Origin of the sequence: Clostridium chromiireducens, from assembly GCF_003575225.1 — a bacterium.
Taxonomy (GTDB): Bacteria; Bacillota; Clostridia; order Clostridiales; family Clostridiaceae; genus Clostridium; species Clostridium chromiireducens.
Window position 1 is genome coordinate 1,298,157 of record NZ_QXDJ01000002.1, and the last position, 16,111, is coordinate 1,314,267.

General features: G+C 31.1%; 13 protein-coding genes, 1 rRNA gene and 1 pseudogene. 5 read left to right on the top strand and 10 right to left on the bottom strand.

The features are described from left to right. Positions 1–27 precede the first annotated feature (27 nt). The 4 genes from D2A34_RS11245 to D2A34_RS11260 form a co-directional block, all read right to left on the bottom strand. Positions 28–735 (bottom strand): hypothetical protein, encoded by a 708-nt coding sequence (locus D2A34_RS11245; protein ID WP_079439006.1) that lies wholly within the window; start codon positions 733–735, stop codon positions 28–30. A 95-nt stretch (positions 736–830) separates the two neighbouring features. After that, positions 831–1,430, bottom strand: coding sequence for a 30S ribosomal protein S4 (rpsD, locus tag D2A34_RS11250; protein WP_079439007.1), 600 nt, complete (start codon positions 1,428–1,430; stop codon positions 831–833). Between the two features lie 256 nt (positions 1,431–1,686). Further along, a complete protein-coding gene (locus tag D2A34_RS11255) occupies positions 1,687–2,286 on the bottom strand; it encodes a hypothetical protein (protein WP_119366641.1) in 600 nt (199 codons plus the stop codon). 21 nt (positions 2,287–2,307) lie between these two features. After that, positions 2,308–3,324: an alpha/beta hydrolase gene (locus D2A34_RS11260; protein WP_119366642.1), complete on the bottom strand. Its 1,017-nt coding sequence runs from the start codon at positions 3,322–3,324 to the stop codon at positions 2,308–2,310. Positions 3,325–3,842: 518 nt separating this feature from the next. Between D2A34_RS11260 and D2A34_RS11265 the strand changes: the two genes are divergently transcribed. The 4 genes from D2A34_RS11265 to D2A34_RS11280 all read left to right on the top strand — a co-directional run bounded on the left by D2A34_RS11265 (position 3,843) and on the right by D2A34_RS11280 (position 8,383). Then, positions 3,843–5,354, top strand: coding sequence for a purple acid phosphatase family protein (locus tag D2A34_RS11265; protein WP_119366643.1), 1,512 nt, complete (start codon positions 3,843–3,845; stop codon positions 5,352–5,354). 123 nt (positions 5,355–5,477) lie between these two features. After that, positions 5,478–6,653 carry a YibE/F family protein gene (locus tag D2A34_RS11270; protein WP_119366644.1) on the top strand — a complete coding sequence of 392 codons (1,176 nt, stop codon included), beginning with the start codon at positions 5,478–5,480 and terminating at the stop codon, positions 6,651–6,653. A 71-nt stretch (positions 6,654–6,724) separates the two neighbouring features. After that, complete coding sequence (locus D2A34_RS11275; RefSeq protein ID WP_079439012.1) at positions 6,725–8,044, top strand: hemolysin family protein; 1,320 nt, start codon at positions 6,725–6,727, stop codon at positions 8,042–8,044. Between the two features lie 105 nt (positions 8,045–8,149). Next, positions 8,150–8,383: a hypothetical protein gene (locus tag D2A34_RS11280; protein ID WP_079439013.1), complete on the top strand. Its 234-nt coding sequence runs from the start codon at positions 8,150–8,152 to the stop codon at positions 8,381–8,383. A 4-nt stretch (positions 8,384–8,387) separates the two neighbouring features. On the opposite strand, the gene D2A34_RS11285 is transcribed toward D2A34_RS11280, so the two are convergent. The 6 genes and pseudogenes from D2A34_RS11285 to D2A34_RS11310 all read right to left on the bottom strand — a co-directional run bounded on the left by D2A34_RS11285 (position 8,388) and on the right by D2A34_RS11310 (position 13,646). After that, positions 8,388–8,837 carry a GNAT family N-acetyltransferase gene (locus D2A34_RS11285; RefSeq protein WP_119366645.1) on the bottom strand — a complete coding sequence of 150 codons (450 nt, stop codon included), beginning with the start codon at positions 8,835–8,837 and terminating at the stop codon, positions 8,388–8,390. Positions 8,838–8,880: 43 nt separating this feature from the next. Then, positions 8,881–9,474, bottom strand: a complete 594-nt coding sequence (locus D2A34_RS11290) for a DJ-1/PfpI family protein (RefSeq protein WP_079439015.1) — start codon at positions 9,472–9,474, stop codon at positions 8,881–8,883. A gap of 189 nt (positions 9,475–9,663) precedes the next feature. Beyond that, positions 9,664–9,840: pseudogene (locus tag D2A34_RS27220) on the bottom strand (nitroreductase family protein); the annotation flags it as partial. A 1-nt stretch (position 9,841) separates the two neighbouring features. Continuing rightward, the gene (locus D2A34_RS11300; RefSeq protein ID WP_119366646.1) at positions 9,842–10,582 is read right to left on the bottom strand and encodes an NADPH-dependent oxidoreductase; all 741 of its coding nucleotides are present in this window, start codon (positions 10,580–10,582) and stop codon (positions 9,842–9,844) included. A gap of 64 nt (positions 10,583–10,646) precedes the next feature. Then, positions 10,647–11,396, bottom strand: a complete 750-nt coding sequence (locus D2A34_RS11305; RefSeq protein WP_079439017.1) for an MBL fold metallo-hydrolase — start codon at positions 11,394–11,396, stop codon at positions 10,647–10,649. Positions 11,397–11,621: 225 nt separating this feature from the next. Next, entirely contained in the window at positions 11,622–13,646 is a 2,025-nt protein-coding gene (locus D2A34_RS11310) for a Na+/H+ antiporter (RefSeq protein WP_243128321.1), read from the bottom strand. Positions 13,647–14,695: 1,049 nt separating this feature from the next. Here D2A34_RS11310 and D2A34_RS11315 point away from each other — a divergent pair. Further along, positions 14,696–16,111, top strand: a 16S ribosomal RNA gene (locus D2A34_RS11315); the annotation flags it as partial.

Here is a 16,111-nt window from a genome sequence, read left to right on the forward strand (position 1 = left end):
GCCTATGTTTAAAGTTTGAGGCTCTCATTAAAACAATATAGGCATATTTGTATTTAGAATATCAATCAACTTTTTATTTAGTAAAGGCTCTGTTAGTGCATTATCACAAGTAAATTTAAGTTTGTCCAAACTCATAGATATTTCTTCTTCTATAAACTCTTCATAGTCAGACCAACCAATAGAGTCTTTTATAAAATCAAATAAATCAGATGGGTTATCAAATATCTTTAAGAATAATCTTTGATCACAATCATTATCCCATTCATTATTAAATTTTTCGCAGAAAGATTTCAAGCCTAGGTTTAGCAGCGTTTCATCAAATAACCACAGGCTATTTAGAAAAGAATATGAGTTATTCATTGATTTAACTAAACTTATATTAAGATTTTCATCATATTTTCTGACTTCTTTCACAACATTTTCATATGAGGTTAATGGGATATAAAACCCTTCAGATTTACGATCAAACCAAGTGAAAAAAGCCGTAGTAAGAAAAACATGTTGTAAAAATCCTAAGAGTTTATAAGCAGTAGGATAGACAACAAAACCATAGTGAAAAACTTTCTTTTCATAATCAAGTATTCCTGTATAAACTATTTTAGAATCTTTAGTTATATTTTTGTTCTCAAAGTAGCCTTCCCATAAATTAGTACCATCTATAATTTTATGTTCCCAAAAATAATAATGTTTGTATGGATTAGTACATCTACTTTTAGGTTTTATATCAATCTTCAAATTTATAATACCTCCCTTTAAACCTTTTGTTAAATAAAGGATAACTAAATATCCCCAAAATAAATACTTAGTTACCTTTATTTTAAGATGCCCTATTAGCTTAATTTTGAATAGAATTCTACAACTAATGAATCATTAATTTCGATTGGAACTTCATGTCTTAGAGGGTATCTTAAAAGAGTACCTGAGAATTCACTTTCGTTTTTATCTACGTATGAATAGGTATTTAAAATATTTGATAAGAAATTATTTTTAAAAGTTTCATTTTTTTGTGATTTCTCTCTCAATGAAACTATATCTCCTATATTGACATTAAACGATGGAATATTTACCTTACTGCCATTTACTAAGAAATGTCCATGTACCACCATCTGACGTGCTTGAGCCACAGAATTTGCAAAACCTAATCTATATACTATATTATCAAGTCTGCATTCTAATCTTTTGATTAAAGAATATCCTGTTTGCTCCTTATCCCTAAGAGCTTTTTTAACGTAAATTGAGAATTGTTTTTCCATTACCCCATAGTAAGCTCTTAATCGTTGTTTTTCTAATAATTGTACACCATAAGCAGAAAGCTTTTTGGCATCTCTAGCGCTGCCATTATTAGCTCTTTTCATTGCATTAGGGTGACCTATTACATTAAGTCCTAAACGTCTGCATAATTTAAATCTTGGTGTTCTCATTTTTGCCATAATAATTATCATCTCCATATAGAAATTTGCCGCGATAAAATTAAGCCTAAAAATAATATAGCACATGATAAGGTGGTTGTAAATGAAAATAATTATCAATTGGGAGAGGGCAAATGAAATTTTAATCAATCAAAATGGTAGACTTATAACTAAAACTGCGAAGAATAAGCGAAATATAAAAAATAGATAAGCTATATTATCAACATGATTCAATTTATTATTCTCTTTGGCTATTGCTATATTAGATCCTAATGAATTATAAATGTATTACAATTTCAATTCCTGTTTTATTTTCAATTAGAGGTATAAAACGTTCCTTAAAAATCAAATCAACGCCTGAAAAGTCGTCGGGTAGCGGTGGGGAAACTGTAAAATTATAATGAAAATGCCCATCGCCACCGGCTCCACTTATCATACTACAATTATAGTATTCATTTATAAAAAGCTCAAAAGTGGTATGAGTTAATTTGTTATCTAAAAAATCATTTGTATTATCCCAATCTTTATTGAAAATTACGACACTTGCGTTTGAATATTGACGAATAGAAATTACAGAATAAATCTGATTATTTATTTCTATTGACTTTAATACTGGTAAGTTTAATCTAAAACCACTTGGTTCGACGATAGGTCGATATACTTCTTCATTCCACAATGTTCCAAATACTGATTTTAATTGATCCTCATATAAAGTAAATTTTTCTGCCCAATTAGTTATATACTCAAAGGGAGGATAACCAGGATTATTATCTGATATTTCTTTACGTTGTTTGATCAATTCACAAATCTTTTCATCTATTTGAGTAACTCGTTCATCGTAATGAGTAGTAGTTCTATTAAATGGTATTCTTTTCATAATTATTCTCTCCTATGTATTTTAGAAATGAGTTTTTATTAATTCTATTATTTCATTGTTTATTATGTCAGGTTCGAATTGATGTATAGGATGTCTCGAATTCTTAACAACTATCTGTTTGCTATTAGTAGACCAATTCTTTAAATCTATCTGGCTATTTTCCCATTCAGGAATTGATAAAATACTATTCTCTGCAGTAAATATTCTAAGTGGAATATCTCCTAATTTACCGTTATCCAATACTTTTTGTGCATTTAAACTTGCCATGTTACCTTCATCTACAATATTTTTGTTATACATGGTTTTAAGTGTCATTGCGGTATATAGATTTTTTAACTCATCTGGTAATAGCTTAAGATCGTTCTGACCTGATGTGATTTTCGAAGAATAACTTGTGTGGTAAAGTGCCAATCTAGCTATGCCAACTGATTTCAATAATTTATAATTAAAAACAGTACTATTGTTAAAGGCTAAGCTGTTTTTCAAATAGTATTCAGGGCTACCGCCATCAATTAGTACGATACCTGAGACTTCATTTTTATGTAATTGCGCAAATCTTATTACTGATAATGATGCTAAGGAATGACCAACTAATATGTAGGGTGGCTTTTGCCCTGATTTTATGAGGGCTGTATACATTTCGTCTACAATTGAATCTATATCTCTTGGAACATCTGTTAATTCACTCCATCCATGGCCAGGCCTATCATAAACTGCTATTTTAGCATATTTTGAAATTTCATTATAAAGAGGATAGAAGTCTGAATAAGAGATTGGCTCATTTAAGCCACCGGTAAAAACTACAGTGGCATTTCCTTCACCTTTGCTAAATATATTGATTTTATGGTTATTTATATCAATCATTTTTCCTATTGAGGAATATTCTTTTAAATCATTATATTCTCCAATTTTTTCATAATAAAAACCAATTAATAAAGTAGCCGTTATTAAAAACAAGATAAGAAGTATAAATTTTCGTAATCTTTTCTTATTTTTTAATCTCAATTTACGTTTCCTTTCCATTCTACTTAAATACATTTGCAAACTCTCCATTCAAATAATATTGTTATTTTTTGCTTCTTCATACTTTACATGTTCATAGAATAATACTCAGTCACCTTACCGTTTAAATTATATTACTATTATACCATATTATGTAAAATAACAATATTAAATTTTCAAAGAATATGCTCTTTATTTGTTACACTATATATTTAAATTACTTAATATTTAGAATTGAGTAATAAAAAAGTGTAAATTCAATTTAATGGGAACGGATTAGGGAGAGGAGTCTGTAAAAGAGATATATATCAGAAAAAAATTGTTATATTTAAATAGAGGATAATAGTTTAATAAAAAATTAGTGACTAAACCTCGTATATTAAAAATCTTAAGAAACAATAGTAGAGTATTAAGCAGTTATGTAAAATGTAGGTTGTATTCTGTAAAATATAGGTTATTTTGTGTAAAAAATACTTAATAAATGATTTTAAGGAAGATTTGACATGTATAATTATGGTTGTAATTTCAACATCTATAATAGGGGAGGAAGAATAATGATCAAATCTACTAAAAAATTAATAGTAACAATAATAACGGCAACAATGTTAGTATCTACAAGTATTGGTGTTTTTGCAGCATCTAATGATGGGTGGACAGAAGCGCGTAAAACTGCTTCAGCATCAAATGGTCAGTGGGAGAAATGGTGTAATGAATGGGAAACCATAAAAAATAATCCTACACAAATATCATTAACACCTGGTAGAAATGAAAGCGAACTAAATTTTGCCTGGTATTCGAAAAGTACCGAACCTAAGCCAAGTATAAAAATATCTAAAAATAAAGATATGAGTAATGCAAAAGATCTATCTGTGAAAAGTGAAGCAGCGGTTAATGGGTATATATCTAATAAAGCGACAGCTACGGGCTTGGAAAAAAGTACAACATATTATTATAGCTATCAAATAAATGAAAAATGGACTAATGCAACACCGTATAGCACAAAAAATATAGATAGTTTTAGCTTTATGTTTGTAGGCGATCCTCAAATAGGTTCTTCAAGCGAAAATGTAGTAACAGGAGAAGATAAAGAACAAGGACAAGACAATGCAGTTAGAAATGACAGTTTTAATTGGAATAATACTTTAAATACTGCATTAAAAGCGAATCCAAATATAAGTTTTGTTATTTCTGCGGGGGATCAAATTCAATCAAGAGATAAGAAGGCTCCGAATAAGACTTATGACAAGAATGAAATTGAATATGCAGGATATCTAAGCCCAGAGGCTTTGAAATCAATTCCAGTAGCAACAACTATAGGAAATCACGATGCACCAAGTGGAAATTATTCATTCCATTTTAATAATCCCAACGCTTCTGAATTAGGAAAAACAGAAGCTGGTGGAGGATATTACTATTCATATGGTAATGCATTGTTTATTGTATTAAATACAAATAATTATAATATAGCAGAACATAAGCAATTAATTGAAAAGGCTGTAGCTGAAAATAAGAATGCCAAATGGAGAATAGTTACTATCCATCAAGATATATATGGATCAGGGGAACATTCAAATGAACCAGAAGTGGTTAATTTAAGATATAGTTTGATTCCAATTCTTGAAGAAAATCAAATAGATGTTGTATTAACAGGACATGATCATACTTACTCAAGATCCTTGATGCTAAAAGGTGGAAAAGAAGATAAAGCTAAAACAATTACTGAAGATGAATTTGAAAGCTATATTGAAGGAAAAACACCTATAGATAATAAATATAATCAATATTTAACATCAATTGAAGATAAAAATAGTACTAAGAGTAAAGCAGCAGATAATAATATAGTTGATCCTAAAGGAATATTATATATGACCGCAAACTCAAGTTCAGGAAGTAAATATTATGATTTAGTTACAAAACAACAAGCTTATATAGCAGCTAGATGGCAGGAAGATATTCCAACATATTCTACTATTACTATTAACGATAAGACATTTTCTATAGATACATTTAGAACAGATACTGGAGCAAAGATTGATAATACTTTTACAATCACTAAAACTAAGTAAGGTATGAAATAATGTCAACAGAAGTAGGTATAAACCTACTTTTGTGCTTTTGGTGTTATAGATAGCTAACATATAACTTAGAATTAATGATAACCTATTGAAATCATAAATTGGAGGAGTAGGATGTTTTCAGAATTGTTTATAGATAAAAGAGTTAATATTAGAAGAGGAATTATATTGATACTTGCCATAGCTTTTTTCATTTTTTTGTATTTTTTCAATCAGGTCGACAAGGCACAGCTGGTTAATAGGCAGGGAACTTCTTTTGAAAAAGCAGTGGTTGAAGAGGTTTTGAATAATACTAATATTCAAAGTGATGGAAAAAATGTAGGCAAGCAAATTGTGAGGGTAAGGATGCTGAGTGGAGAGTATAAAGGTAAAGTTTTAGAGGCAACAAGTTTTTCAGGATACCTTTATGGTGCAGCATGTAAGGTCAATATGAATGTTATTATATCTTTAAGTAAAAGCGGAGATGACTATGTTGCCTCGGTTTATAGTTATTATAGAGAACCAATAATATATGGATTTGTTTTTGTATTTATCTTAGTTCTTTGGTTAATAGGAGGTAAAAAGGGTTTTAATTCAGCTTTAGGATTAATTTTTACATTTATTTGTATAATATTTTTATTTATTCCTATGATATATAAAGGGTACTCGCCATTTTTATCTGCAGTTATTATTGTCATATTAACTACTATTGTTACTATGTATCTAATTGGTGGATTAACGAAAAAATCAATATCTTCAATGTTGGGTACGATAATTGGAGTAATTATTGCTGGTCTTTGTGCAGCAGGATTCGGATACTTTGCAAAAATATCAGGATATAATGTTGCAGAAATAGAAGAGTTAGTTTTTATTTCAAATAATACAAATATGCAGATTGGGGGACTTTTATTTGCGGGGATACTTATAGCATCATTAGGAGCAGTTATGGATGTTGCAATATCTATTGCTTCAACAATAAATGAAATTTATGAGCAAAACAAAAATATAAGCAGACGTGAACTCATTAACTCAGGAATAAATGTTGGAAGAGATATGATGGGGACTATGTCAAATACATTAATATTAGCATTTACAGGAGGAGCAATTAATACCTTAATTTTATCATACTCTTACAGCATGAATTATAATCAAATTATTAACATGTATTCAATTGGAATAGAAATAATGCAAGGGTTATCGGGAAGCATTGCGGTAATTTTAACAGTGCCATTAGTCTCAATTATAACATCTACAATGTTAACTTATAAGAAGTATATAAAAGAATATAGTAAAGAAGTAAACTTTTTCTAAAACTTTACTCCATATGCTCTTTATGATATGATTATTGTAAAACTTTACTAATTTTGGAGGAAGTATTAATTATGGAATTAGACCCTGAACAGACGAATATAACGTCTCAATTAATATTAATAGTTATCTTGACCTTAATTAATGCATTTTTTGCATCAGCAGAGATGGCTATAGTGTCATTAAATAAAAATAAACTAAAATTACTTGAAGAACAAGGAAATAAAAAAGCGAAACTTTTAATAAAGCTTATGGATGAGCCAACAAAGTTCTTATCAACTATTCAAGTAGGAATAACTCTTGCAGGGTTCTTTAGTAGTGCTTCCGCAGCTACTGGAATATCAGAAGATTTAGCAAGATATTTAAACAAAATTAATGTTCCATATAGTCAGCAACTTGCTTTAGTGATAGTAACAATCGTATTATCTTACATAACATTGGTATTTGGCGAGTTATTTCCAAAAAGAATAGCACTAAAAAAATCTGAAGCGATTGCAATGTTTTCTGTAAAGCCAATAATGTATGTGTCTAAGATTGCAGTACCTTTTGTAAAGCTGCTTTCAGCATCAACTAATATATTGGTTAAAATAGTTGGGCTTGATAAAGAAAATTTAGATGAAAAAGTATCAAAAGAAGAAATTAAGTCATATGTTGAAGTTGGGCGGGAACATGGAGTTATAAATGAGACTGAAACAGAAATGATAAACAGCATATTTGAATTTGATGATAAATTAGCGGATGAAGTAATGACACCAAGAACAGAAGTTTATATGATTGATATAGAAACTCCATTAAATGAATATTTAGATGAGTTAATAGAAGAAAGATATTCAAGAATTCCTGTATATGAAGGTAGTATAGATAATATTATTGGTATTCTTTATATGAAAGATCTTCTTGTTGAAGCAAGAAAGCACGGCTTTGAAAATGTAAACATTAGAAATATACTTCATCCACCGTATTTTGTTCCAGAAAATAAAAACATTGATAAGTTATTTAAAGAATTACAGGCGTACAAAAAACATATGGCAATATTAATAGATGAATATGGAGGGTTCTCCGGGATAGTGTCTATTGAAGATTTAATTGAGGAAGTTATGGGTAATATAGATGATGAATATGATGAAGATGAACCTGCTATAAAAGCTATAGATAAAAACACTTTTATAGTGCCAGGGATGCTGTCAATTGATGATTTTAACGAATATTTTAATGTATATATTGAAAGTGAAAATTATGACACAATGGGTGGATTTATTATTGAAACTATCGGTCGTATTCCAAAAAGCACAGATGAAAAAGATATAGAATATAATAATTTGATTTTTAAAATAGAAGAAATAAGAGAAAATAGAATTGAAAAAATAAAGCTTTATATTCAAAGTGAAGATTAAATCATAAAAATAGAGACAGTAAGAAATTAATAATACTATCTCTATTTTAATTATGATTTATTTTATTAGATAAAGATACATCAAATTCTTGAAGGGTGGATTAATATGACAAGTAAAGAGATAGAATTTATTGATATAACTAATCATGAGTATGAAGCATTAGTTAAAATGCAAATGGAAGCATATAAGAAGATTGTGAATTTCTGTAGAGAAAATATAAGTAACTCAGAAAAAGTGCAGATTATAGATAAAAATATATCCCAAATAGAAAAAGAAACAATAGAGAAACTTGAAGAAATGAGAGCTTACAATAAAATATTTATAGAAACAGTTAAATAGTACATTATATTATATTCTTTTCAAAGCAAATAGCTTCGAAATTATCAATATATTTACCGTAGTTGGCGATACGATGATAGCCGTTCTTTTCATAAAATAAAACAGCTTGTTTGTTTATTAATCGAGTTTCAAGCCAAAGAGCGGAGTAGCCAAGTTCTTTGGCTTGTATCTCGAGATGATGCAAGATTTCAGTTCCTACACCAAGTCCTCTAGTTTTTGCATACATTCTTTTAACTTCAGCAATATTCTCATTAATAGGTCTTATTGCTCCACAACCAACGGGTTCTTCATTTTCGTCATAAGCTACTACGAATAAAGAACGCGGAACACAAACATCGTTTAGATTAAATGAACTTTTTCCACTGTTACCCGTTATATATTCTAATTCATTTGATAATTCATCCATTAATGAAAGGGCATCAGGTCCGTTAGGGTTTTTTGAAATGATTTTCATAGTTATTCCTCCACTGATATAGAATGATAATTATAATAGCAAATTATATTAGTAACTCCGTTGAACCTTTAATATTTTTGCTGAATTCATTCTTTTCCTTCTGGCTTTCAAAAAGATTAAACCAATCACATATTTCTATTGAAAAGTCAACAAATGCTATTCCTTGAGCAGTTATAATATTTCTATCTCTTACAACTCGTTCGGAAACAAAATTTTCTCTTGGAAAAGGATCTTTTTCTCCAAATACTTCTATGTGTTTTTGAGTCCATTCGACAACAGGGGAGGTATACTTAACATCATTTAAAACACCTGCCTTTGCCAAAAAAACTGTTCCTGCTCCACATATAGCACCAATTAACTTACCTTTTGAATTTAAATTATTAATCAATTCAATTAACTCCGGTCTTGTTTCGCCATACCATCCACCTGTAATTATTAAGCCGTCTACATCTTCATTTAAGATTTCATTAACTAGTTTCGATGGTTTATATAAAATACCAGAGTGACTTTTTATAATTTTATTTTCATATGCAATTGTAATTATTTCTTTACCAGCATCTGCGCCTAACAAATGACTGATAAATGTTATTTCATAATCTGTCATTCCATCAAAAATAAATACTAATATTTTACCCATGTAATCATCCATTCTTTTATAATTTTCTATTATAAACCAATTATAGCATATATTATAAATATACATTGGTTATTAATTTAAATATTTTTTAAAGAAACACAGGTCTAAATTTAAATGTTTTACAATTTAAATACTTGGTTTAATAAATAAACTAAAAAGGACTTCACTTACGAAGCCCTTTATAAATTTCTACTTTTCATGGAATGTAACATCTAATGCATTTCTATCTGTTAGTCTATTAAAGTTATGTTCAGGATATCCTACCATTACGACTCCTGTTATTTTCTTGCCTTCTGGGACTTTAAAAATTTCAAGGTATGCTAGAGAAAGGATAGAATTTTCTCTTCCAAAGGGGAAACTCTTATCATTATTTAGATTTTAAGCCTTGTTTAGCAACAGCATCTTTAACCTTAGGATAATAAACCGATTGATAAATTCTTGAAGTTAAAGTACTCCAATTTGTTTCTTGTTCAGATCTTCCAATATCCTTTAGATATTTATCCATTTCCTCATCATAATCATTAATTGAAGCTTCAACAACCTTTGTGTCATAACTTTCTTCATGTTTGAAACTATCAAAAGGAACCCTTGGTTTTTTATGAGATTTATCAGCGGGATATCCAACTACTAAACCTACCATTGGAAAAGTATATTTAGGTAATCCTAATAGTTCTATAACTTCTTCTGGATTTTTTCTAATCCCACCAATAGGCACTGTGCCAAGTCCAAGAGATTCAGCTGCAACAACAGAAGCCCCTAAAGCAATTCCAACATCAACCGAACCAGCTAGAATGCCTTCGATATCTTCATGAATTACTTGCTTTAAGCCTGTTTTTTCACCGGCAAGATAAGTTCTATAAAAATCCATTACAAAAACTAGAAACACAGGAGCTTTTGCTACATATTCTTGATTGCCTACAAGCTCAGCTAATTTTTCTTTCTTCTTTTTGTCTCTTACAACAATAACTGAAGCTTGTTGTCCGTTTATTGAATTAGGCATAGCTTGAGCACTTTTTATAATGTCATCTATTAATTCATTAGGAACATCTTTATCTAAATATTGTCGTATTGATCTATGATCTTTTATTATATCTATTGTATTATTCATAATTAATCACCTTCCTAAATTATTTTTTATGATATTTTAATTGAGTAAAAAGTAAATTATATTTTTATAATTTCATAATAGAATTATTTTTTAATGAAGCTAAACCTTCAGGAGTATGAGTGCTTAAATAAATTGTGTCATTTTCTTTAATAAAAGTTCTAACTTTTTCTAATGTTTGCTTCGCTAAGTCTTTATCTTCAAAAACTACGGATAGCTGATTTTGTCTTAGGGCTTCATCTGTGTAAGTTACGTCACCGTGAATCATATAATTTACTCCATTATCTTCAACAACAACTAAAGAATTACCAGTAGTATGCCCATAGGCTGGCAGCATTATAATATTCTCGCTTATAATTTGGCTTTCAGCAAAATTTTTATATTGACCATCAGTAAAATCAACTTTAATTATATTTTTACCATTTATATTCATAGCATCAGCTTCCATGTGTGAAATATATACTTGTGCATGATCAAATAATCTTAATTCACCAGCATGATCAGGGTGTTTATGGGTTAAAATGATTTTATTAATATCTTTTGGCTCATAGCCTATATTTTTTAATGCTTCTGTAAAGTTTGCAACTTTTTCTCCCATAAACATAGATTGTTCTGGTTTATCTTCAAAATCAGGTGTTTCAATAGGTAGTCCTGTATCTACTAAGATAACTTCTTTCCCTGTATCGACTAGATAGTTTTGTAAACTTGCAGGATATTCTTTATTAGGATTAATTTTTTCTTTTTCAAGAGATCCTCCTAAAGCAAATGATTCTTTCATTCTTCCGTTTTTATAGAATTCTAAAGCTAAAATTTTCATGACAAATTCCTCCAATATATTATTAATTTAACTACTTAGTTAATTTGTTGTAGCTTGTGCGGGTTGATTAATTTACAATCCTGATTGGCATAATAAAATTATATCGAACTCAATTTAATTTGTCAATTGTTATTTATGAAATAGTGGTGGAGTATAGATCCTGTTCTAGATGATATTTATGGAATAAATATATAAAATAAGTAGGCTTAAAAAAGTAAAAGCCTACTATCTTAAAATATCACTTTCAATATAATTTAAATTTTTTCGAAGTTCAGAGGCTATAGTCCAATTTATATCTCCATCTTCAAATAAAGATTGTATAGTATTTCTTTCTAATTGCATTGCTTTAATTTCAACTTTCTTCTTCTCGTGTTTATTAGATTTTTCCAAGATAGGTTTGCTTGCAACCCAATATACGCCCTGATAATATAAAATTATTTTCTTAAGAGTCTCTTCGTTTTCAGGTGTAGTAATAGATTTAACGTATTGAATTAGATATTTTGCATTAGTTGAATAAAGTTCTTTCAGTGCTAAATCCTTTAAACGCTGCTCACTTTTCTTGTTATTTTCTAATCCATGTAATATATACCTGAATTTTTTTATATTAAAAACCAGTATAGAAATGCGCGATAAAGTTTCTTTAAATATCAACGAAAAACCTTCTACTGACGACATCAATTTAATTTTGTTTCTAATTGATTTTTCATAAACATATGCAGTAGATTCGTCTATTTTACCTTCTTGCAATAATTTTTTAGTATTTTCAATTTCCTTTTTAAAACATAGGAGCATCCATTTCTTTTCTTCTTTGCTACTTCTATTCCAGTTCTTATAGTAAGAATTTCCTCGTTTTAATTGATGTATTCGGTATTTGTATTCATTTATGGTCATATTGATATATTTCTTATTATCAATTTCTAATTTTAGTTTGTTTATTGTATTAGTCCACACTTTTATTTGTGCTTTATTTAATATTTCTGAATAATTTGTTTCTTTAGAGAAGTCCTTTGTAGCAAATAATGGTAATATGAAAGTCGTAATAAGAAGCGTTGTTAGAATTACCCCAACAGACAAGAATAAAATTAGTGTTCTTTCAGAAAATGGCTGCCCATTTTCGAGTGTTAAAGGGATTGAAAGAACTGTGGCTAATGTGACCGCTCCTCTTACTCCTGAAAGGGAAGTTAAAAGTGCAGCATGAAACTTGACGCTTTTTTCTTCTCTTTTACAAGCTTTATCTCCAAACTGATACATAGATAGAACCCATAAATACCTAAGTGTAAGTAAAGCTAATGTTATTAATAAGACATCTATAACAGCTCCAAAATTATTTATTGAAACCTCATAAAAAGCAGTTCTAATTATATTTGGTAATTGCAATCCAACTATTATAAATATAAGTCCGTTTAGAACGTATGCCAAAACAGACCAAGTATTTTCTGATACTGCATTTAATCTAGCATTTTTTAATTTTGATTTTTTAGATGATAATGAATATACAATTCCGGCCACAACTACGGCTAGTATGCCTGAAACCTTAAATACCTCTTCAGATAAAAGATATATTATAAATGGAGTTAAAATTTGAAGTAATATTTCGACTGTAATGTCTTCCATCCCAAGATTCCTTATCCAAAGTTCAAAGCTAATGAGAATATGTTCTAAAATTAATCCAACAATAATTCCTCCAATAGAAACCATAAAAAAACTTATAGTTGCATCAAATAATGAAAATGTTCCAGTTAAAGCTGCAGCCAAAGCAAATTTAAAAGATACAAGACCTGATGCATCATTCATAAGACCTTCACCTTCTATGAGATGAAGAACTTTTCTAGGAAGAGAAATTTTCTTTGAAAGTGCACTAACTGCAACATAGTCAGTTGGTGATAATGCTGCTGCAAGCGCAAAAGCTGATGGTAGAGAAATAGAAGGTATCAGCTTATTTATTAGCAATCCAACTAATATTACTGTTACAACAACTAAAGCCAATGCCATTAAAAGTATGTTTCTTCTCTGTTTCCAAAGTGATCTTTTATCAGCATTTTTCCCATCACGGAAAAGAAGCGGAGCAATAAACATTACTAAAAAGGTATGTGGATCAAGTTCAATGTTGAATTCAGAATGTATTATTGCAATTAATGCTCCCATTGCAATTTGCACAATTGGTACCGATAAAGAAGGTATAAATCTGCTTATTATGGTTGAAATCAAAATACAAATTAACAAGATTAATACATAAGTAAAAATATGCATTCCTCCTTTCTTAAATATATAGATAAACAATGCTTAGCTTAGATTTATGTGATAACTTACCGAAATTATAAATATGTTCATCTAACTAGGTTAACTATTTAATTGGGTTGCTTCATAGTGAGAAGCAATTTTAATTACTCTTAAGTGGGCATATGTAAATTATAACACAATGCTTAAAATCATATTATTTTTATGGTCTAGAGTGCAGACACACAAAGTTAAGGTATATAACAATCTATAGTAAATATCATGACAGAAGAGGCAACGATACTAATAATAGTATATTTAATTGATAAGAGTTTATGTGAGATAAGTTCTTTTTTTTATGTGTAAATATTTATGTTTGCCTTGAAATCTAAGATTTTCTAGTTGAAATAAAACAGGCATTAAGATAATCGAACACCGTCTATATTTAACCTAACTATATTTATAGAATGGGGATTGTTATCACATTAGCAGATTATTTCAAAGAAATATAAATTCACAAGAATTTTATAGTAACATGGAAGAGAGGTATATAAGTGGATATTATGATGGACAACTTTTTCTAGTGTATCAACATAAATAAAAGAGAGAATATTAAAGAATTATAGCGAATAATGGAAATAATCTCATGAAATATCTAAATAGTAAAGAATATAACTATAATAGAGATGATAAGATGAAACACGTCGCTAGGAGACATGGTTTTAGAAATACTTAAGCTCATTAAAATACCTTAAAAGAAGGTTGAAAAGTTTTTTGAGAAAGTTATTGACAAGATCAGATAGCGATGGTAAGATGTAATTCGTCGCTGAAAAGCACAGAATTCAATGACTTAAAGCTGAAAGAACATCCAAGAAAAATGTTTCAAGAGTTTTTAAAAAAGGTTGTTGACAAGATCTGAAAGCGATGATATACTGAGTAAGCTGTCAGAAACGACAGAAGCTTATAAGCCTTGAAACAAGGGGCTTAAGGAAGAAAATTGGTCTTTGAAAATTGAACAGAATAACATAAATACATTTAAGTAAACCAGCAATTCTTTATTTGAGTAAGCTAAGATTAAACTTTTAATTGAGAGTTTGATCCTGGCTCAGGACGAACGCTGGCGGCGTGCTTAACACATGCAAGTCGAGCGATGAAGTTTCTTCGGGAACGGATTAGCGGCGGACGGGTGAGTAACACGTGGGTAACCTGCCTCATAGAGGGGAATAGCCTTTCGAAAGGAAGATTAATACCGCATAAGATTGTAGTTTCGCATGAAACAGCAATTAAAGGAGTAATCCGCTATGAGATGGACCCGCGTCGCATTAGCTAGTTGGTGAGGTAACGGCTCACCAAGGCGACGATGCGTAGCCGACCTGAGAGGGTGATCGGCCACATTGGGACTGAGACACGGCCCAGACTCCTACGGGAGGCAGCAGTGGGGAATATTGCACAATGGGGGAAACCCTGATGCAGCAACGCCGCGTGAGTGATGACGGTCTTCGGATTGTAAAACTCTGTCTTTGGGGACGATAATGACGGTACCCAAGGAGGAAGCCACGGCTAACTACGTGCCAGCAGCCGCGGTAATACGTAGGTGGCAAGCGTTGTCCGGATTTACTGGGCGTAAAGGGAGCGTAGGTGGATATTTAAGTGGGATGTGAAATACTCGGGCTTAACCTGAGTGCTGCATTCCAAACTGGATATCTAGAGTGCAGGAGAGGAAAGTAGAATTCCTAGTGTAGCGGTGAAATGCGTAGAGATTAGGAAGAATACCAGTGGCGAAGGCGACTTTCTGGACTGTAACTGACACTGAGGCTCGAAAGCGTGGGGAGCAAACAGGATTAGATACCCTGGTAGTCCACGCCGTAAACGATGAATACTAGGTGTAGGGGTTGTCATGACCTCTGTGCCGCCGCTAACGCATTAAGTATTCCGCCTGGGGAGTACGGTCGCAAGATTAAAACTCAAAGGAATTGACGGGGGCCCGCACAAGCAGCGGAGCATGTGGTTTAATTCGAAGCAACGCGAAGAACCTTACCTAGACTTGACATCTCCTGAATTACCCTTAATCGGGGAAGCCCTTCGGGGCAGGAAGACAGGTGGTGCATGGTTGTCGTCAGCTCGTGTCGTGAGATGTTGGGTTAAGTCCCGCAACGAGCGCAACCCTTATTGTTAGTTGCTACCATTTAGTTGAGCACTCTAGCGAGACTGCCCGGGTTAACCGGGAGGAAGGTGGGGATGACGTCAAATCATCATGCCCCTTATGTCTAGGGCTACACACGTGCTACAATGGCTGGTACAGAGAGATGCTAAACCGCGAGGTGGAGCCAAACTTCAAAACCAGTCTCAGTTCGGATTGTAGGCTGAAACTCGCCTACATGAAGCTGGAGTTGCTAGTAATCGCGAATCAGAATGTCGCGGTGAATACGTTCCCGGGCCTTGTACACACCGCCCGTCACACCATGAGAGTTGGCAATACCCAAAGTTCGTGAGCTAAC

What these genes read in the sequence shown, in the direction of transcription:
- rpsD (WP_079439007.1), bottom strand. Translation starts at nt 1,430, where the DNA reads ATGGCAAAAATGAGAACACCAAGATTTAAATTATGCAGACGTTTAGGA.
- D2A34_RS11255 (WP_119366641.1), bottom strand. Translation starts at nt 2,286, where the DNA reads ATGAAAAGAATACCATTTAATAGAACTACTACTCATTACGATGAACGA.
- D2A34_RS11260 (WP_119366642.1), bottom strand. Translation starts at nt 3,324, where the DNA reads ATGTATTTAAGTAGAATGGAAAGGAAACGTAAATTGAGATTAAAAAAT.
- D2A34_RS11265 (WP_119366643.1), top strand. Translation starts at nt 3,843, where the DNA reads ATGATCAAATCTACTAAAAAATTAATAGTAACAATAATAACGGCAACA.
- D2A34_RS11270 (WP_119366644.1), top strand. Translation starts at nt 5,478, where the DNA reads ATGTTTTCAGAATTGTTTATAGATAAAAGAGTTAATATTAGAAGAGGA.
- D2A34_RS11275 (WP_079439012.1), top strand. Translation starts at nt 6,725, where the DNA reads ATGGAATTAGACCCTGAACAGACGAATATAACGTCTCAATTAATATTA.
- D2A34_RS11280 (WP_079439013.1), top strand. Translation starts at nt 8,150, where the DNA reads ATGACAAGTAAAGAGATAGAATTTATTGATATAACTAATCATGAGTAT.
- D2A34_RS11285 (WP_119366645.1), bottom strand. Translation starts at nt 8,837, where the DNA reads ATGAAAATCATTTCAAAAAACCCTAACGGACCTGATGCCCTTTCATTA.
- D2A34_RS11290 (WP_079439015.1), bottom strand. Translation starts at nt 9,474, where the DNA reads ATGGGTAAAATATTAGTATTTATTTTTGATGGAATGACAGATTATGAA.
- D2A34_RS11300 (WP_119366646.1), bottom strand. Translation starts at nt 10,582, where the DNA reads ATGAATAATACAATAGATATAATAAAAGATCATAGATCAATACGACAA.
- D2A34_RS11305 (WP_079439017.1), bottom strand. Translation starts at nt 11,396, where the DNA reads ATGAAAATTTTAGCTTTAGAATTCTATAAAAACGGAAGAATGAAAGAA.
- D2A34_RS11310 (WP_243128321.1), bottom strand. Translation starts at nt 13,646, where the DNA reads ATGCATATTTTTACTTATGTATTAATCTTGTTAATTTGTATTTTGATT.